Genomic DNA, 18,535 nt, shown 5'->3' with positions numbered 1-18,535 from the left:
CCAGGGCCTTCGACAGGTCGTCAGCGCGCGCCGGTGAGCGCGGCGCGCAGGATCTCGGCCACCGCTGGCTCCTCGGGCGCGCGCATGGCGGCCAGCACCCGGTGCTCCACCTGGCGCAGGTGGCGCAGCATTGCCGCCACCGCGCCGGGCGCGTCGCCGCGCTCCAGCGCCTCGACGACGGGCGCATGCTCCTCGGGCGCGCAGTCGGAGGACTGCGCCGGCTCGAACAGCGCCACGAACATCTGGGTGCGGGCGACCAGCCGCTCGAGGATGGCGCGCAGCTCGGGGTTGCCCACCACGTCCGCCAGCAGCAGGTGGAAGTCGCCGGCCAGGCGCACGGATTCGTCGCGCCGGGCCTGGCGGCTGGCGGCGCGCTCGGCCTTCAGGTGGGCTTTCAGGCGGGCGAGCTGGTCGGCCTTCAGGTCCTGACCCAGCAGCGCCAGCAGGCCGGCCTCCACGGCCTGGCGCGCGCCATAGGCCTGGCGCACCTGCTCCGGCGTGGGCTGCGGCACGAAGGCGCCGCGGTTCGCATGCATCTCCAGCTTGCCCTCCTGGCCCAGGCGCAGCAGCACCTTGCGCACCAACCCACGGGTCACGCCGAACTCCTCGGCCAGGTAGCGCTCGCGCAGCGGCGTGCCGGGACGCAGCTGGCCGGCGAGCAGGGCGCGGGTGATGGCGGCATGCAGGGCCTCCTCGGCGGCGCGGGTCGGCGCCGGCGCGGCGGCTTCGGGCGCGGGGGCCGGGGCGGTCGACCGGCGCGCCCGGGCGGCGGGGGTCTTGCGGGCAGGGGTGGCGGGACTCATGGCGTCGATTGTCGTTTGCATTGTGCCGATCCCGTCGCAATAATGGTTAACCAAATATTGTTTTCTTTGTCATCCAATTTGGTGCACCACTCGCCCCGGGGTGGTGCGCCAGCACCATGAACGGGATCCGCATGACCGCCTCGCCCCTGCCCGCCGACCTGCCGGTGTTCGACCTGCTGCTGCGGGACGCCCTGGTCCTCACCGCCGACCCGGCCCAGCCCCTGCTGCGCGGCGGCTGCATCGGCATCCAGGGCGGCCGCATCACCTGGCTGGCCGCCGAACCGCCGGAGCGCTTCGAGGCCCGGCGCACGCTCTCGCTGCAGGACCGCATCGTCACCCCCGGCTTCGTCAACACGCACCTGCACGCGATCCTGGTCATGGTGCGCGGCGTCGCCGCCGACCTGGGCTTCGCGCCTTCGTACACGCCCGGCATCCCCAAGGGCACCCAGGTGAACCCCGAGCAGGCCCGCGCCCTCGCCCGCCTCGGCGCGCTGGAGGCCCTGCTCGCCGGCAGCACTGTGATCGGCGACAACTTCGTCCATGCCGACATCACCGCCGAGGCGATGGCGGACCTCGGCGTGCGCCTGTGCCCGAGCTGGCGCATTCACGACGTCGACTTCGCCCGCGTGGCCCACGGCGACTGGCACCACGACCCCGCCATCGGCGCGCGCACGCTGCAGGCCGGCCTGGAACTTCTCGAACGCTGGAAGGACCACCCCCGGGTGCGGGTGAACCTCGCCGCGCACGCGGTCGACACCTGCTCCGAAGGCTTCCTGCGCGAGGTGGCCCAGGCCGCGGCGCGGCACGACCTGGTGGTCTCCACCCACCTGGGCCAGAGCGTGGTCGAGGTCGAGCGGGTGAAGGCTCGCACCGGCCGCACCTCCACCGAGGTGCTGGAGGAGACCGGCCTGCTCAATCACCGCCTCATGGGCGGGCACTGCATCTACGTCACGCCCTCGGACATCGAGCGGCTGGCGCGCGCCGGCGCGCATGCCGTCCACATCCCCAAGTGCAACGCCGCCTCGGGCCGGCTCGCGCCCACGCCGGCCCTCAAGCGCGCCGGCGTCAACATCGCCCTGGCCACCGACACCCAGCATGGCGACATGGTGGAGCTGATGCGTTGGGCGCTGGCCACCGCGCGGGTGCAGGAAGGCGGCGTCGCCGACGACTGGCAGCCGCACCACGTGTTCCACATGGCCACCCTGGGCGGCGCGATGGCGCTGGGGCAGGACGCCGAGATCGGCAGCCTGGCCCTGGGCAAGAAGGCCGACCTGGTGGTGTTCGACGCGCGCCGGCCGCACCTGCGCCCGCACGTGAGCCCGCTGGGTTCGCTGGTGCACTGCGGCCAGGGCCGCGACGTGGAGATGGTGCTGGTCGACGGCGAGGTGCTGGTCGAGGGCGGCCTGCCCACGCGGGTGAACCTGGAGGCCGTCTGCCGCGAGGGCGAGGCGGCCGCGCGCGAGCTGTGGGCGGCCGAGGGCAAGCCCTACTGACCCCACCCGCCCTGGCATCGAGATTGCAAGAGGACTGGCTCCGACACACCCACGAGGAGATCCGATGAAGCCGTTGCCCCCCGCCCGTTCCCCGCAGCGCCTGCGCCGCAGGATCGCCGTCGCCGCCTCCCTGGCCACGGTGCTCGCACTCGGCGCGCTGGCGCCCGCGGCGCAGGCGCAGGAGCCCGCCGCCGCCTACCCGAGCAAGCCGATCCGCCTGCTCGTGCCGTTCCCGCCCGGCGGCGCTGCGGACACCTTCGCGCGCTTCGTCGCCGACAAGCTCTCGCAGTCGTGGAGCCAGAGCGTGGTGGTCGACAACCGCCCGGGCGGCGGCGGCATCGTGGCCACCCAGGCCGCCGCCAAGGCGCCGGCCGACGGATACACGCTGCTGGTGGTGACGGTGGGCCACGCGGTCAACCCGCACCTGCACGCCAGGCTCCCGTATGACACCGAGAAGGACCTGCAGGCGGTGGCCCGCCTCGCCACCCTGCCCAGCGTGCTGGTGGTCAACCCGAACGTGCCGGCGCGCAACGTGGGCGAGCTGCTGGCGCTGGCCAAGGCCCAGCCCGGCAAGCTGACCTACGCCTCCTCCGGCAACGCCACCACCAGCCACGTGGCCGGCGCGATGCTGGCGAGCCAGGGCAAGCTGAACCTCGTGCACGTGCCATACAAGGGTTCGGCACCCGCCATCACAGACCTGATCGGCGGCCAGGTCGACATGATCATCGACCCGCTGGTCTCCTCTGCCCAGCACATCAAGGCGGGCAAGCTGCGCGCGCTGGCGATCAGCACCGCGAGGCGCTCGCCGCTCGCGCCGGACCTGCCGACGATGGCCGAGGCCGGCGTGCCGGGCTACGACTTCTCCGCCTGGTTCCTGCTGCTGTCCCCCAGCGGCCTGCCGGCGCCGATTCTGAAGAAGCTGAACGACGAGGTGCAGCGCGTGATGGCCCTGCCCGAAACGCGCGACAAGTACCACGCCATGGGCGCCGAGCCGGGCCATGGCACGCCGCAGGAGCTGCAGGCCTTCGTGTCCTCCGAAATCCGCCGGTTCGGCGAAGTCGCCCGCGCCTCGGGCATGAAGGCGGACTGAATGCGCGACCTCGCCGGTTATGCAGGTCGCCCGCCCCATGCCCGCTGGCCCGGCGGGGCGCGGGTAGCGGTGTCCTTCGTGCTCAATTTCGAGGAGGGCGCGGAGTTCGCCATCGCCGAGGGCGACGACCGCAACGAGGCCGTCTATGAGGTGATCGACCGGCTCGAGGGCATCCCCGACCCCTGCCTGCAGTCGCACTTCGACTACGGCACCCGCGCCGGCTGGTGGCGGATCATGGAGGTGTTCGGGCGCTTCGGCGTTCCCTGCACCGTGAGCGCCTGCGGCCTGGCCGTGGAGCGCTCGCCGAAGCTGGCGCTGGACGCGGTGGCGCGCGGCCACGAGGTCTCGGCCCACGGCTGGCGCTGGGAGAGCCATGCGCGCATGGGGGAGGCCGAGGAGCGCGAGGCCATCGCGCGCACGGCGCGGGCCATCGAAGCGGCCACCGGCATCGCGCCCGTGGGCTGGCACACCCGCTCGGCCAGCACGCTCAACACCCGCCGCCTGCTGATGGAGCACGGCGGCTTCCTCTACGACAGCGACTTCTACGGCGACGACCTGCCCCATGTGCTGCCCGCGCCGGGCGGCGGCCGCCACGTGGTGCTGCCCTACGCATTCGACACCAACGACATGCAGTTCCAGCACACGCACCGCTTCGTGCGCGCGCAGGACTTCTCCGGCTACGTGAACGACGCCTTCGACTGGCTCTGGCGCGAGGGCGAGGCGGCGCCGCGCATGATGTCGGTGGGCCTGCACCTGCGCATGCTGGGGCGGCCGGCGCGCATGTGGGCGCTGGAGCAGATGCTGGCGCACATGCAGGCACGCGGGCAGGTGTGGTTCGCGCGGCGCGACGAGATCGCGCGGCACTGGCTCGGGATCGCCGGGGCCTGAGCGGCCCGGCCTGCGAGCGGCGACAATCGGGCGCCCCGGCCGTCCCGGGACGCCCGCCGATTTCCTGCATGTCCTCCCTGCCCCCCGCCCTGCGCGCCTTCGCGCCCTACCCCGACTTCCTGCGCCTGCTCGGCGCGCGCGTGATGGGCGGCTCGGCCACCCAGATGCTGATGGTGGCCGCTGCCTGGCAGATGTACGACCTGACCGGCAGCGCCTGGGACCTGGGCCTGGTGGGCCTGTACCAGTTCGCGCCGGTGCTGGTGTTCACGCTGCTGGCGGGCCATGTGGCCGACCGCCATGCGCGCAGCCGCATCATCGCGGGCTCGATGGCCTTGCAATGGCTCGCCGCGGCCCTGCTGCTGGCCGCCACCGTGCAAGGGGCGCTCTCGCGTGAACTGATCTTCGGCGTCTCGGTGGCCCTGGGCGCGGCGCGCGCCTTCCAGATGCCCGCGCAGCAATCCCTGGTCGGCGCGCTGCTGCCGCACGGGCTGCTCTCGCGGGGCACGGCCATGAGTTCCGCCGGCAACCAGGTCGCGGTGATCGGCGGCCCCGCCCTCGCCGGCCTGCTGTACATGGGCAGCGGCGTCACGGTGTACGCCACCTGCCTGGGCCTGCTGCTGGTCTCGATCACGCTGGCACTGCGCATGCACGCGCCGCGCATCCCGCCCTCGAAGGAGCCGGTGACGCTGCACTCCCTGCTCGCGGGCGTGCGCTTCGTCTGGCAAAGCAAGACGCTGCTCGGCGCCGTCTCGCTGGACCTGATGGCGGTGCTGCTCGGGGGTGCGACCGCGCTGCTGCCGATCTTCGCCAAGGACATCCTGCACGTGGGCCCGGCCGGCCTGGGCGCGCTGCGCGCCGCGCCGGCGGTGGGCGCGCTGGCCTGCTCGATCGCGCTGTCGCACCAGCCGCTGCGGCGCCACGTGGGGCGCTGGCTGTTCGGGTGCGTGGCCGCCTATGGCGTGTGCATGGTGGTGTTCGGCCTGTCGACCAGCTTCGTGCTGTCGCTGGCCGTGCTGGCGGTCTCCGGGGCGTTGGACATGGTCAGCGTGGTGGTGCGCCAGACCCTGGCGCTGCTGGACACGCCCGACGACATCCGCGGCCGGGTGGGCGCGGTCAACTCGATCTTCATCGGCGCGAGCAACCAGCTGGGCGAGTTCGAGTCCGGCGCGGTGGCCGCGTGGATCGGGCCGGTGGGCTCGGTCGTCGCTGGCGGCGTGGGCACGCTGCTGGTGGTGGCGGCCTGGTGGAAGCTGTTTCCCTCGCTGGCACGGCGCGACGCCTTCCACGCCTGAAGCGGGCCCCCTACGCCTTCAGCGCATCGCGGTCGACGAACCGCGCCAGGTAGTCGATGTCGCGTCGGCGCACGCCGTGGGCGCGGAAATGCGCGGCCCATTGCCCCACCCCCGTGCGGACCTCGGACACGATCTCCCGGGCCGCCTTCGGCTTGAGGCCGAACTGGGCGCTCGCGGACAGGGCATTGCCCAGCGTGGACTCGCTGCCCTGCTCGCCCACCCGCATCTGCTGGTAGCCCAGGCCCTGCGCGGTGGGCAGGACGTCGAATGCCGGGGCGAGGTGGTAGCTGCCGTCGGGGTGGCGCAGCAGGGCGTGGTTCTTTTCGTGGTCGTCGGTGTTGTCGACGAGGATGTTGAACACCATGCGGCGGAACAACTGCGCCTGCTGGCGAGCGATCTCGCGCGCTGGCAGAAACCGGCGCAGCAACTGCGCGAACTCCGGGTAGCCCAGGGACTCACCGGCCGCGCGCAGGGCCACATGGGCCGAGACCGTGTGCAGGCGGGCGCCCTCAATCCGGTCGAAGCGTTCGATGGCGACGGCATGGCCACGGGGCAGCCGCAGCGCGCGCGTGGCTGCGGTCTCGATGCCGCAGGCGCGGGCCAGCGTCATGCAGGCATGCTCCACCAGCGGCATGTCGAACTCGTCGTCCTCGTTGAACTTCACCAGCCACTGGCGCCCCTCCATCCGCAGCAGGGACTTCGGCCGCGCCCCGCCCAACGAAGCGCCCGGGTTCACCAGCCGCCGCTGCATCTCGGGCACGGGCTCATTGGCCAGCACCTTGCGCACGGCCTCGGCCATTTCGCCCAATTGCTCGAACTCCGGCGTGGGCTGGTTGCGCCAAGGCACCCAGGCGTCGGGCTCCAGGCTCACGCCCAGCGCGCCATAGCGGTCGCCGCCCGCAAACAGCAAGTACTCCAGCAGTGACAGGCGAGGCGTGCGCTCGAATTTCCGGATCACGCGCTCGCCCCAGCGGTCCGGGCGTGCGTCGTCGACCGAGCCGGCCGCGGTGTCGCGCTCGGCCGGGAGGAACAACTGGTCGACCAGGGGCAGGTCTTCGCTCAACGCAAAGCCCGCGGCCAGCCAGGCCGGCGCGTAGCGCAGCCCCACCCCGCGCCCGCCCTGCACCAGCCGGATCTCGCCCACCGGCCGCGGCTGCCCGGGATCGCCGAGCCACCACAGGTGGAGCGCCTCGCGCGGGACATAGGCCTCGGGTTCGGTCTTAGCCACGGCGGTAACGCGCGCGCGCCTCGTTCACTTCATGCTCGAGGGCCGCGAGGTCCTGCGCCGGGTCAGCCAGGCCGCCCAATGCCTCGTGCCGTCCCATCATCCACAGCGCGGTGGCATACAGGCCCGCCGAGACCGAGGGGTCCCCTTTTTCCATGCGCGAGAGGGTGGGCACGGAGACCCCCAGGCGCAGGGCCCAGTCCTTCAACGATTGCTTGCGCCGCTTGCGCGCCGTACCCAGGTCGCCCCCCAGCCGCCGCAGGGCGGCAGCGGCGGCAGACGGGAGGGCTTCGATGACAGGCGAGGCTTTAGACACAACATATATGTTATCTAAAACCGAAGAAAATAAATATTCATGTTGTCTTTGTGCGAAGGTAGGATGATCCCACTGCCGTCCGCCCTGACTGCCCCACCCATGTATCCCCCGCCCCGCGCCCGCCGCCACCCTGCTCGCCTGGAACCTGGGCGCGCTGGTGAAGCTCGGCCTCACCTGGCACATGGCCCGCGCCACCAGCGCCGAGGCGATCCGCCGCTACGCGGTGAGCCAGGACGAGGACCGCGCGGCCATCCTCACGGTGGTGGTGCTGGCGGCGCTCGCGGTGCTGACCTCGTGGCTGTTCACGCACGTGGTGTTCGGCCTGCACTACGCGCACGACTTCTACCCGGCCCGCACCCGCGGCGAGCCCGACCCGCTGGAATTCCCCGGCACGCCGGAGCCGACCTACGCCGACCTCTTCCACTTCGCCTTCGTGAACGGCGCCTCCGCCCAGACCGCCGACATCGCCTTCCAGGGGCCCGCCCTGCGGCCCGTCGGCACGCTGCACTGCGTGGTGGCCTTCTTCTTCAACGCGAGCCTGCTCGCGCTGGCCGTGAATGTCGTGGCCGGGACCCTGCTCTGACGACCGACCGCCCATGACCCTCTCCCCCCAGGACTGGATCGCCGGCCTCGAAAAGGGCCTCGCCGTGATCGAGGCCTTCGACGCCCAGCACCCGCGCCTGACCGCCACCGAGGCCGGCGAGCGCTGCGGCATGACGCGCACCGCCGCGCGCCGCTACCTCAAGACCCTGGCCCACCTGGGGTACGTGGGCACCGACGGCAAGCTCTATTGGCTGATGCCCCGCATCCTGCGCCTGGGCCATGCCTACCTGGAGTCGGCCCGCCTGCCGCGGCTGGTGCAGCCGTTCCTGCAGCGGATTCACGAGGGCACGGGCGAGATCGCCTACCTGGGCGTGATGGACGGCCCCGACACCGTGTTCATCGGCCGCAGCGGCGCCACCCGCCAGCCCACGCACGGCTACGCCCTGGGCACGCGCCTGCCGGCGCAGGTGACGGCGGTGGGCCTGGCCATCCTCGCCAGCCGGCCCGAGGCCGAGGCCGACGCCTGGATCGCGGGCTGCGAGCCGCGCGCCTTCACCTCCTACACGCTGGCCACCCGGGCCGAGCTGCGCGCCGCGCTGGAGCGCTTCCGGCATGTGGGGTATTCGCTGTCGGAGCAGCAGCTGGAGCTGAATTTCCGCGGCATCGGCGTGCCGCTGCTGGATCGCCACAACCAGGTGCATGCCGCCATCAGCATCACCATGCCGATCAACCAGGAGGAGACCGACCACGCGCTGCGGCGCGTGCTGCCGGTGATCCAGGAGGCGGCCAAGAGCCTGCGCCCGCTGCTGTGAGGGGCGCGGGGCGCGTCCCCGCGACGCAGACGCGCCGAGGCCGGGGACTCAGGCCGCGGCGGGCGCGGCGGCTCCGGTGGTGTGCGCGCCGCCGAGGAACAGACGCTCCATCGTCGGGTCGGCCAGGATTTCCGCCGCCGGCTTGTGCAGCACCAGGCGGCCGGACTCCAGCGCGATCGCGTCGTCCGAGTAGCGCAGCGCGCTCTTGACGTTCTGTTCGACCATCAGCACCGTGGTGCCCTGGTCGGCCAGCTTGCGAAGCAGCTTGAACACGTCCTGCACCACGATCGGCGACAGGCCGATCGAGGGCTCGTCGATCAGCAGCACCTTCGGGCGCAGCAGCAGCGCGCGGCCGATCTCCAGCTGCTTCTGCTCGCCGCCCGAGAGCGAGGCGGCGCGCGAGTGGATGCGCTCCTTCACCCGCGGGAAGAACTCCAGCACCTCGGGAATACGCTCGTGCGTGGTCTTCATGCCCAGGGTGATGCCGCCCAGCTCCAGGTTCTCGTAGACCGAGAGCTGGCCGAACAGGTTGCGGCCCTGCGGCACGAAGGCGATGCCCTGCGCCAGCAGCGCCTTCTGGCTGGCGCCGGTGATGTCCTCGCCATTCAGGCGCACGCGCCCCTGGCGCGGCTTGAGCAGGCCGAACAAGGTCTTGAGGACCGTGGACTTGCCCGCGCCGTTGGGGCCAATCAGGAGCGTGATGGAACCGGGGCGGACACTGAACGACAGGTTGTTCAGGATCATGAAGTCCTTGTAGCCGGCGACGACGTCGTCGAACTCGATGCAAGGCGTGGCGGTCATGTCAGTTCCCCAGGTAGGCGTCCAGCACCTGCTTGTTGCGGCGGATCTCGTCGGGCGTGCCGATGGCCAGCACCTGGCCCTCCACCATCACCATGATGCGGTGGCACAGGTCCATCACGAACTCCATGTTGTGCTCGATGACCACGAAGCTGCCCTGGCGCGACTGGTTCAACTCCTTGAGCAGGCGGCTGATGCCGCCCACCAGCGAGGGGTTCACGCCGGCGCAGGGCTCGTCGAGCAGCACCAGGTCGGGGTCGCTCATGAAGGCCATGGCGATGTCCACCAGCTTCTGCTGGCCGTAGCTCAATTCGCCGGCCTTCTTGTCGGCCACGTGGCGGATGTGGAACTGGTCGATCAGCGCGTCGGCCTTGGCGCCCAGGCCCGAGTCGGACGGCGCGAACATGCGGCTGAACATCGAGCCGTGGTGTTCCTGCGCGGCGACGATCAGGTTGTCGCGCACGGTCATCTTGCCGAACACCTGCAGGGTCTGGAAGGTGCGGCCGACGCCGCGGCGATTGAGCTCCAGCGGGCCGAGCTGGGTGACGTCCTCGCCATTGAGCTCGATGCTGCCGCTGTCCGGCGTGATCTGCCCCAGCATGCTGTTGAACAGGGTGGTCTTGCCCGAGCCGTTGGGGCCGATCACGCCAAAGATCTCGCCGGGGCGCACCTCGAAGGAGACGCCGCCGACGGCCTGGATCGCGCCGTAGGCCTTGCGGATGTCGGTGACCTTGAGGACGGGCCTGCCCGCGGGCCGGTCGTGGTGATGCGCGTGGGTCATGCCATGCCTTTCTGGGGGGCGGCCTGGGCGGCCGCGGCGCGGGCGGCCGAGGCCTCGCGGGCCTGGCGGCGGGCCTTCAGGCGATCAGGCAGGCTCAGGAGGCCGTCGGGCAGCCAGATCATGAGCAGCACCACCGCCGTGCCGAAAACGAACAGGTACCAGGCCTGGGCGAAGCGCAGCCACTCGGGCAGCACCACGCCGACGGCGGAGCCGAGCACCGGGCCGAGGAAGTAGCCCGGGCCGCCCATGACGACCATCAGGTACATCATGATCGACTGGCCCACGGTGAACAGGGCGGGGTCGATGAACTGCACCTGCGAGGCGTAGAGGCCGCCGGCGATGCCCGCGTAGACCGCGCCGATGGCGAAGCTGAAGAGGGTGTAGTTGCGGGTGTCGATGCCCAGGCTCTCGGCGCGGATCGGGTTGTCACGCAGCGCGGTGAAGGCCTTGCCCCAGGGAGAGCGCAGCAGGTACCAGAGCAGCGCGGCCAGCACCAGGGTGAAGCCGAAGACCAGGTAGTAGTAGGCCAGGTTGCCGTCGAAGCTGATGCCGAAGGCGCTGGGGCGGGCGATGTTGTTGATGCCGAAGGTGCCGCCGGTGAGCCACTCCTCGTTGCGCATCACCAGCCACAGGGCGGTGTTGAAGCCCAGGGTGGCGAAGGCCAGGTAGATGGTCTGCACGCGCAGCGCCGGGAAGCCCAGCACCAGGCCGGTGACGAAGCACAGGATCGCCGCGACCGGCAGGCCGATCCAGAAGCTGATGCCGGCCTTGAGCAGGATCGCCACGGTGTAGGCGCCGATGCCGAAGAAGGCCGCATGGCCCAGGGACTTCTGGCCGGCGTAGCCCACGGTGAGGTTCAGGCCCATGGTGGCGATGATGAACACCAGCCAGGTGGTGAAGATGTGGATGCCGTAGTTCTTGAGGAACGGGGGCACCGCGGCGAGCGCCGCGAGCAGCAGCACGCCCATGAGCAGCTTGGATTTCGTCATACCTTGCGCTCCTCCTTGCGTCCCAGGAGGCCCTGGGGCTTGAACAGGATCACGATCATGAAGATCAGGAGGGCCACGGCATCCTTGTAGGCGGGCGAGATGTAGGCGGCGGCGAGGTTCTCGCACACGCCCACGATCAGGCCGCCCACGAGCGCGCCGCGGGAGTTGTTGAAGCCGCCGATGATCGCGGCGAAGAAGGCCTTGGTGCCCAGGGACTCGCCCATGTCGAACTTGGCGAGGTAGGTGGGCGTCACCAGCAGCGCGGCGGCCACGGCCAGCACGGCGTTGATGGCGAAGGTGTAGAAGATCATGCGCGGCACGTTGATGCCCAGCACCGAGGCGCTCTCGGTGTTCTGCGCCACGGCCTGCATCGCGCGGCCGGTGACCGTGCGGTTCAGGAACGACTGCACGCCCAGCACCAGCAGCATCGCGAAGACGAAGGTGCCGATGTCGCTGGCCGAGACGGTCACGCCCATGAGGTTGTAGACCTCGTCGGGGAAGACCTGCGGGAACGGATGCGGCTCGGCGCTGTAGCCGGCGCGCACGCCGTTGCGCATGGCGATCGACAGGCCGATGGTGGCCACCACGATCGGCATCAGGCCGTACTTGAACAGGGGGTCCACCAGCCCGCGCTTGAACAGCCAGCCCAGGACGAGCACCGACAGCAGGCAGCTGGCGGTGAACGCCAGCATCAGCGGCATGCCCGAGGCGAGCAGGATCACCATCATGAAGGCCGGCAGCATCACGAACTCGCCCTGGGCGAAGTTGATGGTGCCCGAGGCCTGCCACAACAGGGTGAAGCCCAGGGCCGCCAGGGCATAGATGCTGCCCGTGGCCATGCCACTGAAGAGGAGTTGTAGGAAGTCGGTCATGGGGATGCGGTCATTTCCGGTGCGGGCTGCGCGGCCGGCGCGCGGCGGGGGTCAGCCGCCTGGCGCCGGCCAGGCTTCGGGTCACTTCTTGGCGTTGGCCGGGGGCAGCGTCGCCACCACCTCGGGGCGGCCGTTCTTCACTTCCACCAGGAAGCTTTCGCGGTCCAGGTCGCCCTTGTCGTCGAAGCACACGTCCAGCAGGATGCCGGGGTGCTGCTTGGCGCTGAAGCAGCTGTTGCGGATGGCGGCGGCGGCGGCCTTGCGGTCGACCTTGCCGGCCTTCTCGATGGCGGCCTTCAGCACGTAGACGCCGGTGTAGCCCTTGATGCCGTTGTGGTCCGAGTCGGCCTTGTATTCGGCCTTGTACTTGGCGCCGAAGGCCTTGAGCTGGGGCGCGTCGACGGTCAGGCCGACGTGGGCCTGGGCCCCGTTGGCGGCCGCGCCGGCCAGCTCGATGACCTTCTGGCCGGTCAGCGTGGTCTCGCCGATCACGGGCTTGGTCCAACCCTGCTTGCGCAGCTCGCGCAGGGCTCGGGCGGACTCCTCCTCGTTGGTGTAGACGAAGATGGCGTCCGCGTTGGCCTGCTTGGCCTTCAGCACGGCGGCGGAGAAGTCCACCTGGCCGGCGTCGGTGGAGATGTCGGCCACGATCTTGGTGGGCGAGCCCTCCAGCAGCTTCTGCAGCGTGTCACGGCCGCCCTTGCCGAAGTCGTTGTTCACGTAGATCACCGCCAGGGTCTTGGCCTTCGAGTTGATGAAGCGCGCCAGCTTGGGGAAGGACACGCTCTGGCCGAAGGCCGTGCGGAACACGTAGGGGTTGCCCTGCTGGGTGATGGCGGCGGCCTCGCCGCCGGTGAAGTTGGGCACCTCGCCGCGCTTGGATTCGGCCATGGAGACCATGATGGAGCCGGAATACACCGGGCCGAAGATGGCGAAGACGTCGGCGTCCACGGCCTTCTGGGTCAGGCCCTTGGCCACGCCCGGGTTGGTCTGCGTGTCCTCGGTGGTGTAGGCGACCTTGCGGCCCAGGATGCCGCCGGCGGCGTTGATCTCCTTGATGGCCAGCTCCACGCCGTTCTTGAACAGCGTGCCGGCGGTGGTGCCGGGACCGGACAGTTCGACGATGTTGGCGATCTTGATGTCCTGGGCCTGGGCGAGACCAGCGGTGGCCAGGGCGGCGACCAGGGCGATCGACTTCAGGGTGTGCTTCATGGGGGGTTCCTCGGGAGGGGAAGAAAGGTTTCGGACTGTAGGGGTGGGTGGGGCCGGGGCCGCCAATCAGGCGGCGACCTGAGTTCGATGATCGCCCAGGTTCGTTCGATTATCAGACGCATACCGGGTTTGTCCGGAGGCGGGCACCAGGTCCTGCGGCTGGAGGGCGTGCCGGGTCGCGACATAGGCGAACACCAGGCCGGGGCCCACGGTGATGCCCGGGGCCGGGTAGGTGCCGCCCATCATCGAATGCATGTCGTTGCCCAGCGCATAGAGGCCGGGGATCGGCTGGCCCCGGGCGTCCAGCACATTGGCGTGTTCGTCGGTGCGCAGGCCCTGGGAGGCGCCGATGTCGCCGGGGTACAGGCGCACCGCGTAGAACGGCGCCTCGGTGAGCGCGCCGAGGTTGGGGTTGCGCCCGCCCAGCGTGGCATCGCCGATGTTCTGCTGGTAGGCGGTCTCGCCGCGGTGGAAGTCGGGGTCGATCCCGGTCGCGGCGTACTGGTTGATCTGGGCCACCGAGCGCTTGAGGCCCTCGGCATCGATGCCCAGCTTGCCGGCGAGTTCGTCGAGCGTGCGGCCCTCGGTGAGGTAGCCGTCGGCCAGGAAGGGCGCCAGGCCCTTGCCGCCCGGGCGCACCATGCCCATGCCGTAGCGGCGCAGGGCGGCGGCGTCGGCGATGAGGTAGGCCGGGATCGAGGGCGAGGCCTGGTGGGCCTTCTGCATGGCGATGCCGAACAGGTGGTAGGAGGTGCTCTCGTTGACGAAGCGCTCGCCGGCCTGGTTGACGGTGAGCATGCCGGGCTTGGCGCGATCGAGCACGAAGTGCGGGAAGACGGCGTCGCTGCCGTCGGCGCGCTTGCGCAGCGAGACCGGGGCCCAGAAGGCCGGGCTCATCGCGCCCTCGCCGTCGGTGGCGCCGGCGCGGCGCGCGGCGGCCTGGGCCTCGCCGGTGTGGCCGGGGGCCGCCGGGCACCAGGCTTCGGAGATGCCGGGCAGGCGCTCGGCGCGCAGCTTCGGGTCGCGGTTGAAGCCGCCGGAGGCGAGCATCAGGGCCTTGCCCACCGAGACGCGGGCCTCGCCGGCGTCCGACTTCAGCACCGCGCCGATCACGCGGCCGCCGTCGTCGCGCTCGATCGAGGCCAGCGAGGTGTTCAGCGCCAGGGTCACGTGGGGCTGCTGCGCGAGCGAGTGCAGCAGGCGGCCCACCAGCGCATTGCCCATGACGAGGCGGGTGCCGCGCGGGTGCGTGAGGCGGTCCATCGCGTAGCGGGCGATCAGCTTGAACGAGTGCTTGAACGAGGTCCACGAGCGGGTGATCGCCAGCAGGTGGGGGATGTCGTAGCGGTCGATCATCATGCCGCCCAGCACGGTGAACTCCGGGATCGGCGGGCGCACCAGGGGCAGCAGCGGGCCGAGCAGGCGGCCGTCGAACGGCAGCGGCTCGAGGGCGCGGCCGCACAGCGTGGAGCCGGGCAGGTCGCTGATGTAGTCGGGGTGCTTGGCGTAGGGGCGGAACTGCACCTCGCTGCGGGACTCGATGTGCTTCACCGCGGCGGCGCCATGGCGCAGGAAGGCGTCGCGCACCTCGCGCGGCGAGCGCTCGCCCACCGCATGGTCCAGGTACCGGGCGGTCTCGGCCAGCGTGTCGCCGGGGTTGACCTCCTGGGCATGGTGCGTGCCGGGCACCCAGGTGGTCGCGGCCGACCAGGCGGTGGTGCCGCCGACCAGGCCGGTGCGCTCGACCAGCAGCACGCTGGCGCCGTCGAGGGCGGCATAGAGGGCGGCGGCGAGGCCGGCGCCGCCGGCGCCGACCACCACCACGTCGAAGTTGCGGCCTTCGGCCTGCGGGACGGCGCCCTTGGCGAGGATTTGCATGCGATGTGCCATGTTCAATGCTCCTGCGAGCCCACGAGGAAATCGACCATCAGGTCGCGGACGCGGGCGAACATGTCGGCGCCCACCATGCTGTTGCAGCCCTTGGCGCGGGCCGCCTCGACCCAGGGCGAGACCGGCGGCGCGGTGATCACGCAGCCGGCGAACTGCGAGCCCGCCAGCTTGTCCACCTCGATCGGGAAGGGGTCGGTGGGGCGCATGCCCATGGGCGTGGCGTTGATCACCACGTCGAATCCGGTGGGGTCGGGGCTGCCCACCCCCACCTGGCCCCGGCCCATGGCCGAGAGGCGCGCGATCAGCCCGTCGCGGCGGGCGGTGTCGGGGTCGTGGATGGCCAGGCGGCTCACGCCGGCCAGCACGAAGGAATGGGCGATGGCCGAGCCCGCGCCGCCGGCGCCGACCAGCAGGGCGCTGCGGCCCTGGAGCTCGCCGCCCTTGGCGCGCAGGGCCTGGACGAAGCCCTCGCCGTCGAACATGTCGCCGTGCCAGGAGCCGTCGGGGTTGCGGCGCATGGTGTTGACCGCGCCCACGAAGCGGGCCCGCTCGGTGGCGGTGCCGCACAGGGCCAGGCAGTCGATCTTGTGGGGAACGGTGACGATGATCCCGTCCACGTTCTGCGCCAGCGAGACGCCCTGCAGCCACTGCGTGAGGTGGGCGGGGCTCACATGGGCCGGCACGCACAGGGCGTTCAGGCCGGCGGCGGCGAAGGACTGGCTCACGCCGGCGGGCGACTTCACCTGGGCGATCGGGTCGCCGACGATGAAGTGCAGGCGGGTGGAGCCATCGAGGGCGGCGGCAGGGTTCGTTTGCATGGCGGCGGATGATACCTACAAGTGGAATGTCATTCAACTTTTGAATGTTGTTCCATATTTCCCTATACTTGCCCCGTCATCCCGACCCCAACACAGGCGCGAGCCGGAAAGAAGAACCCCATGAGCGGCGTGATGGAACGCACCCTCGGCATCCTCGAGTTGCTCGCCCAGCACGGCGAGGGCCTGGAGCTGGGCGAGATCGCGCAGCGCCTGAACATCCCGCGCAGCGGGGTGCACCGGCTGCTGACCGATCTCGTCGCCGCCGGCTACGTGCGCCAGTTGCGCGACCATGGCGCCTACACCCTCACCACCAAGCTGGTCTCGATCGGCCTGATGTTCCTGAGCAAGAGCGGCATCGTGGACATCGCCCAGCCGCTGCTCAACCGCCTGGCCGAGCGCTCGGGCGAGCTGGTGCGGCTGTCGGTGGTCGACGGCGAGCGCCTCACCTGGGTCGCGCGCGCCCAGGGCGCCCGCCAGGGCCTGCGCTACGACCCGGACATGGGCAGCGACGCGCGCCTGTCCTGCTCCTCTTCCGGCTGGGCCTGGCTCAGCACCCTGGGCGACGACGAGGCGCTGGCCCTGGTCGCCCGCCAGGGGCTGGGGCCGCGCGCCGAATTCGGCCCCGCCGCGCCCGAGACCCTGGCCGAGGTGCTGGCCGCCCTGCAGGACACCCGCCGGCGCGGCTTCTCCGTCTCGGTCGACACCTACACCGCCGGCCTGAGCGCGATCTCCGCGCCGGTGCGCCTGGCCGGCCAGCCGGCCATGGGCGTGCTGACCATCGCCGGCCCCACGGTTCGCTTCACCCGCGAGCGCATGGAGGCCCTGGGCCCTGAGCTGGTGGACTTCGCCGCGCAGCTCGCCGCGGCCAGCGGCTCCTCCCCCTTCTTCAACCAGGGCCAGCACGCCGCCGGCGAAGCCGCCGGCGAGCGCAAGCCCATCTACGCAGACTGATGACGGCCACGCCCTCCCCCACCGCCGCGGGCAAGAACGAGATCCATTGCGACCTGCTGGTCATCGGCTCCGGCGCCGGCGGCCTTGCCACCGCCGCCACCGCGGCCCACCTCGGGCTGAAGGTCATCGTCGCCGAGAAGGACCCGCAGTTCGGCGGCACCACCGCCTGGTCCGGCGGCTGGATGTGGATCCCCCGCAACCCCCTGGCGCGCGAGGCCGGCATCGAGGAGGACCTCGAAGGCCCCCTCGCCTACCTGCGCCACGAGCTGGGCGCGCAGTTCGACGAGGCCCGCGTCAACGCCTTCCTGGCCCACGGCCCGCGCATGGTGGACTTCTTCCGCCGCCACACCGCGCTGCAGTTCATCGACGGCAACGCCATCCCCGACTTCCATGGCCGCAGCCCCGGCGCTGCCCTGGGCGGACGCTCGGTCTGCGCCGCCCCGTTCGACGCCCGCCGCCTCGGCGCGCGCATGCACGACCTCAAGCCGCCGCTGCGCGAGACCACGCTGTGGGGCCTGGGCATCGCCTCGGGCGCGGAGCTGCGGCACTACCTCAACGCGCTGCGCAAGCCCGCCTCGTTCTGGTACGTGGCCCGGCGCGTGATGCGCTACGCCTGGGACTACGCGACGCACCGGCGCGCCAGCCGCGTCGTCAACGGCAACGCGCTGGTCGCGGCCCTGGCCGCCTCGGCGCTGGAGCGCGGCGTGCGGATCCTCACCGCCAGCCCGGCGCAGCGCCTGCTGCGGCACGGTCAGCGCATCGAGGGCGCGGTGCTGTCCACGCCGCAGGGCGAGGTGACGGTGCGCGCGCGCCGCGGCGTGGTGCTGGCCACCGGCGGCTTCCCGCACGACGCCACCCGCCAGCGCCAGCTGGTGCCGCATGTGCGCGAGGGCCACGGCCACTGGTCCGCCGCCAACCGGGGCAACACCGGCGACGGCCTGCGCCTGGGCGAGGCCGCCGGCGGCCAGGTGGCGCAGGACCTGGTGCAGGCCATGGCCCTGGCGCCGGTCTCGCTCGTGCCGCGCGCCGACGGCAGCACCGGCCACTTCCCGCACCTGATCGAGCGCGCCAAGCCCGGCGTGATCGCGGTGCGCCGCGACGGCAGGCGCTACTGCAACGAGGCCGACTCGTACCACGACGTCATGCAGGCCCTGCTGCGCGCCACCCCGCCGGGCGAAAAGCCCGAGGCCTGGCTGGTGTGCGACCACGCCTTCATCCGCCGCTACGGCCTGGGCGCGGTGAAGCCCGCGCCGATGCCCCTGGGCCCGTGGCTCGCCAGCGGCTACCTGAAGCGCGCCGACACGCTGGCCGCGCTCGCCGCCGCCTGCGGCATCGACGCCGGCGCGCTGGCGGCCACGGTGGACCGCTACAACGCCATGGCCCGCGAGGGCCGCGACGCCGACTTCGGCAAGGGCGACACGCCCTACAACCGCGTGCAGGGCGAGCCCGAGCCGCGCCACCCCAACCCCTGCATGGCGCCCCTGGAGCGCGGCCCCTTCTACGCCGTGAAGCTCGTCATGGGCAGCCTGGGCAGCTTCGCCGGCCTGCGCGTGGGCGTGCACGGCGAGGTGCTCGATGCGCGGGGCGAACCCATCGCCGGCCTCTACGCCGCGGGCAACGACATGAGCAGCATGATGGGCGGCAATTACCCCAGCGGCGGCATCACCCTCGGCCCCGCCATGACCTTCGGCTACCTGGCGGCCCACCACGCGGCGGGCCGGGCCCTGGCCACCGACTGAACCTCGACTGACCCCTCCCCGAA

The 18,535-nt window shown here is 71.5% G+C and carries 18 protein-coding genes; 8 read left to right on the top strand and 10 right to left on the bottom strand.

Features of this window, described 5'->3' with window-relative positions; genetic code table 11:
- Positions 1–20: 20 nt before the first annotated feature.
- Positions 21–803 (bottom strand): GntR family transcriptional regulator, encoded by a 783-nt coding sequence (locus ACT80S_RS04680; protein WP_377413252.1) that lies wholly within the window; start codon positions 801–803, stop codon positions 21–23.
- 131 nt (positions 804–934) lie between these two features.
- On the opposite strand from ACT80S_RS04680, the gene ACT80S_RS04675 reads away from it, so the two are divergent.
- From ACT80S_RS04675 to ACT80S_RS04660, 4 genes are all read left to right on the top strand, one after another.
- Complete coding sequence (locus tag ACT80S_RS04675; protein ID WP_377413250.1) at positions 935–2,296, top strand: amidohydrolase family protein; 1,362 nt, start codon at positions 935–937, stop codon at positions 2,294–2,296.
- A 64-nt stretch (positions 2,297–2,360) separates the two neighbouring features.
- On the top strand, positions 2,361–3,386 hold the full coding sequence (locus ACT80S_RS04670; protein WP_377413247.1) for a tripartite tricarboxylate transporter substrate binding protein: 1,026 nt from the start codon (positions 2,361–2,363) through the stop codon (positions 3,384–3,386).
- On the top strand, positions 3,387–4,274 hold the full coding sequence (locus ACT80S_RS04665) for a polysaccharide deacetylase family protein (protein ID WP_377413245.1): 888 nt from the start codon (positions 3,387–3,389) through the stop codon (positions 4,272–4,274).
- A gap of 68 nt (positions 4,275–4,342) precedes the next feature.
- Positions 4,343–5,566 (top strand): MFS transporter, encoded by a 1,224-nt coding sequence (locus tag ACT80S_RS04660; RefSeq protein WP_377413242.1) that lies wholly within the window; start codon positions 4,343–4,345, stop codon positions 5,564–5,566.
- Between the two features lie 10 nt (positions 5,567–5,576).
- On the opposite strand, the gene ACT80S_RS04655 is transcribed toward ACT80S_RS04660, so the two are convergent.
- Together ACT80S_RS04655 and ACT80S_RS04650 are read right to left on the bottom strand one after the other, a co-directional pair.
- Entirely contained in the window at positions 5,577–6,794 is a 1,218-nt protein-coding gene (locus ACT80S_RS04655) for a type II toxin-antitoxin system HipA family toxin (RefSeq protein ID WP_377413239.1), read from the bottom strand.
- Positions 6,787–7,107, bottom strand: coding sequence for an XRE family transcriptional regulator (locus ACT80S_RS04650; protein WP_377413236.1), 321 nt, complete (start codon positions 7,105–7,107; stop codon positions 6,787–6,789). Before ACT80S_RS04650 ends, ACT80S_RS04655 begins: the two co-directional genes overlap by 8 nt.
- A 157-nt stretch (positions 7,108–7,264) precedes the next feature.
- On the opposite strand from ACT80S_RS04650, the gene ACT80S_RS04645 reads away from it, so the two are divergent.
- Together ACT80S_RS04645 and ACT80S_RS04640 are read left to right on the top strand one after the other, a co-directional pair.
- Positions 7,265–7,690, top strand: coding sequence for a DUF1345 domain-containing protein (locus tag ACT80S_RS04645; protein ID WP_377413234.1), 426 nt, complete (start codon positions 7,265–7,267; stop codon positions 7,688–7,690).
- Between the two features lie 13 nt (positions 7,691–7,703).
- Positions 7,704–8,462, top strand: coding sequence for an IclR family transcriptional regulator domain-containing protein (locus tag ACT80S_RS04640; protein ID WP_377413232.1), 759 nt, complete (start codon positions 7,704–7,706; stop codon positions 8,460–8,462).
- A gap of 48 nt (positions 8,463–8,510) precedes the next feature.
- Here the strand turns inward: ACT80S_RS04640 and ACT80S_RS04635 are convergent, their stop codons facing one another.
- The 7 genes from ACT80S_RS04635 to ACT80S_RS04605 all read right to left on the bottom strand — a co-directional run bounded on the left by ACT80S_RS04635 (position 8,511) and on the right by ACT80S_RS04605 (position 15,822).
- Positions 8,511–9,263, bottom strand: a complete 753-nt coding sequence (locus ACT80S_RS04635) for an ABC transporter ATP-binding protein (protein WP_377413229.1) — start codon at positions 9,261–9,263, stop codon at positions 8,511–8,513.
- Position 9,264: 1 nt separating this feature from the next.
- Positions 9,265–10,041, bottom strand: a complete 777-nt coding sequence (locus tag ACT80S_RS04630) for an ABC transporter ATP-binding protein (protein WP_377413226.1) — start codon at positions 10,039–10,041, stop codon at positions 9,265–9,267.
- Complete coding sequence (locus ACT80S_RS04625) at positions 10,038–11,030, bottom strand: branched-chain amino acid ABC transporter permease (RefSeq protein ID WP_377413223.1); 993 nt, start codon at positions 11,028–11,030, stop codon at positions 10,038–10,040. The genes ACT80S_RS04630 and ACT80S_RS04625 overlap by 4 nt, the downstream gene beginning before the upstream one ends.
- A complete protein-coding gene (locus tag ACT80S_RS04620) occupies positions 11,027–11,902 on the bottom strand; it encodes a branched-chain amino acid ABC transporter permease (RefSeq protein ID WP_377413219.1) in 876 nt (291 codons plus the stop codon). Before ACT80S_RS04620 ends, ACT80S_RS04625 begins: the two co-directional genes overlap by 4 nt.
- 81 nt (positions 11,903–11,983) lie before the next feature.
- Positions 11,984–13,114, bottom strand: coding sequence for an ABC transporter substrate-binding protein (locus tag ACT80S_RS04615; protein WP_377413216.1), 1,131 nt, complete (start codon positions 13,112–13,114; stop codon positions 11,984–11,986).
- Positions 13,115–13,180: 66 nt separating this feature from the next.
- The gene (locus ACT80S_RS04610) at positions 13,181–15,004 is read right to left on the bottom strand and encodes an FAD-dependent oxidoreductase (RefSeq protein WP_377413213.1); all 1,824 of its coding nucleotides are present in this window, start codon (positions 15,002–15,004) and stop codon (positions 13,181–13,183) included.
- Between the two features lie 2 nt (positions 15,005–15,006).
- Positions 15,007–15,822 (bottom strand): shikimate dehydrogenase family protein, encoded by an 816-nt coding sequence (locus tag ACT80S_RS04605; RefSeq protein ID WP_377413210.1) that lies wholly within the window; start codon positions 15,820–15,822, stop codon positions 15,007–15,009.
- Positions 15,823–15,942: 120 nt separating this feature from the next.
- Between ACT80S_RS04605 and ACT80S_RS04600 the strand changes: the two genes are divergently transcribed.
- Together ACT80S_RS04600 and ACT80S_RS04595 are read left to right on the top strand one after the other, a co-directional pair.
- On the top strand, positions 15,943–16,773 hold the full coding sequence (locus tag ACT80S_RS04600; RefSeq protein WP_377413208.1) for an IclR family transcriptional regulator: 831 nt from the start codon (positions 15,943–15,945) through the stop codon (positions 16,771–16,773).
- Positions 16,773–18,512, top strand: a complete 1,740-nt coding sequence (locus ACT80S_RS04595; RefSeq protein ID WP_377413206.1) for an FAD-dependent oxidoreductase — start codon at positions 16,773–16,775, stop codon at positions 18,510–18,512. Before ACT80S_RS04600 ends, ACT80S_RS04595 begins: the two co-directional genes overlap by 1 nt.
- Positions 18,513–18,535 lie beyond the last annotated feature (23 nt).

Source organism: Ramlibacter sp. MAHUQ-53, from assembly GCF_052600055.1.
Note: the sequence above shows the minus strand (reverse complement) of the source record. Positions and strands in the feature narration are given on the sequence as shown.

What these genes read in the sequence shown, in the direction of transcription:
- ACT80S_RS04665 (WP_377413245.1), top strand. Translation starts at nt 3,387, where the DNA reads ATGCGCGACCTCGCCGGTTATGCAGGTCGCCCGCCCCATGCCCGCTGG.
- ACT80S_RS04675 (WP_377413250.1), top strand. Translation starts at nt 935, where the DNA reads ATGACCGCCTCGCCCCTGCCCGCCGACCTGCCGGTGTTCGACCTGCTG.
- ACT80S_RS04630 (WP_377413226.1), bottom strand. Translation starts at nt 10,041, where the DNA reads ATGACCCACGCGCATCACCACGACCGGCCCGCGGGCAGGCCCGTCCTC.
- ACT80S_RS04640 (WP_377413232.1), top strand. Translation starts at nt 7,704, where the DNA reads ATGACCCTCTCCCCCCAGGACTGGATCGCCGGCCTCGAAAAGGGCCTC.
- ACT80S_RS04660 (WP_377413242.1), top strand. Translation starts at nt 4,343, where the DNA reads ATGTCCTCCCTGCCCCCCGCCCTGCGCGCCTTCGCGCCCTACCCCGAC.
- ACT80S_RS04595 (WP_377413206.1), top strand. Translation starts at nt 16,773, where the DNA reads ATGACGGCCACGCCCTCCCCCACCGCCGCGGGCAAGAACGAGATCCAT.
- ACT80S_RS04635 (WP_377413229.1), bottom strand. Translation starts at nt 9,263, where the DNA reads ATGACCGCCACGCCTTGCATCGAGTTCGACGACGTCGTCGCCGGCTAC.
- ACT80S_RS04670 (WP_377413247.1), top strand. Translation starts at nt 2,361, where the DNA reads ATGAAGCCGTTGCCCCCCGCCCGTTCCCCGCAGCGCCTGCGCCGCAGG.
- ACT80S_RS04680 (WP_377413252.1), bottom strand. Translation starts at nt 803, where the DNA reads ATGAGTCCCGCCACCCCTGCCCGCAAGACCCCCGCCGCCCGGGCGCGC.
- ACT80S_RS04620 (WP_377413219.1), bottom strand. Translation starts at nt 11,902, where the DNA reads ATGACCGACTTCCTACAACTCCTCTTCAGTGGCATGGCCACGGGCAGC.
- ACT80S_RS04600 (WP_377413208.1), top strand. Translation starts at nt 15,943, where the DNA reads ATGAGCGGCGTGATGGAACGCACCCTCGGCATCCTCGAGTTGCTCGCC.
- ACT80S_RS04605 (WP_377413210.1), bottom strand. Translation starts at nt 15,822, where the DNA reads ATGCAAACGAACCCTGCCGCCGCCCTCGATGGCTCCACCCGCCTGCAC.
- ACT80S_RS04615 (WP_377413216.1), bottom strand. Translation starts at nt 13,114, where the DNA reads ATGAAGCACACCCTGAAGTCGATCGCCCTGGTCGCCGCCCTGGCCACC.
- ACT80S_RS04625 (WP_377413223.1), bottom strand. Translation starts at nt 11,030, where the DNA reads ATGACGAAATCCAAGCTGCTCATGGGCGTGCTGCTGCTCGCGGCGCTC.
- ACT80S_RS04610 (WP_377413213.1), bottom strand. Translation starts at nt 15,004, where the DNA reads ATGGCACATCGCATGCAAATCCTCGCCAAGGGCGCCGTCCCGCAGGCC.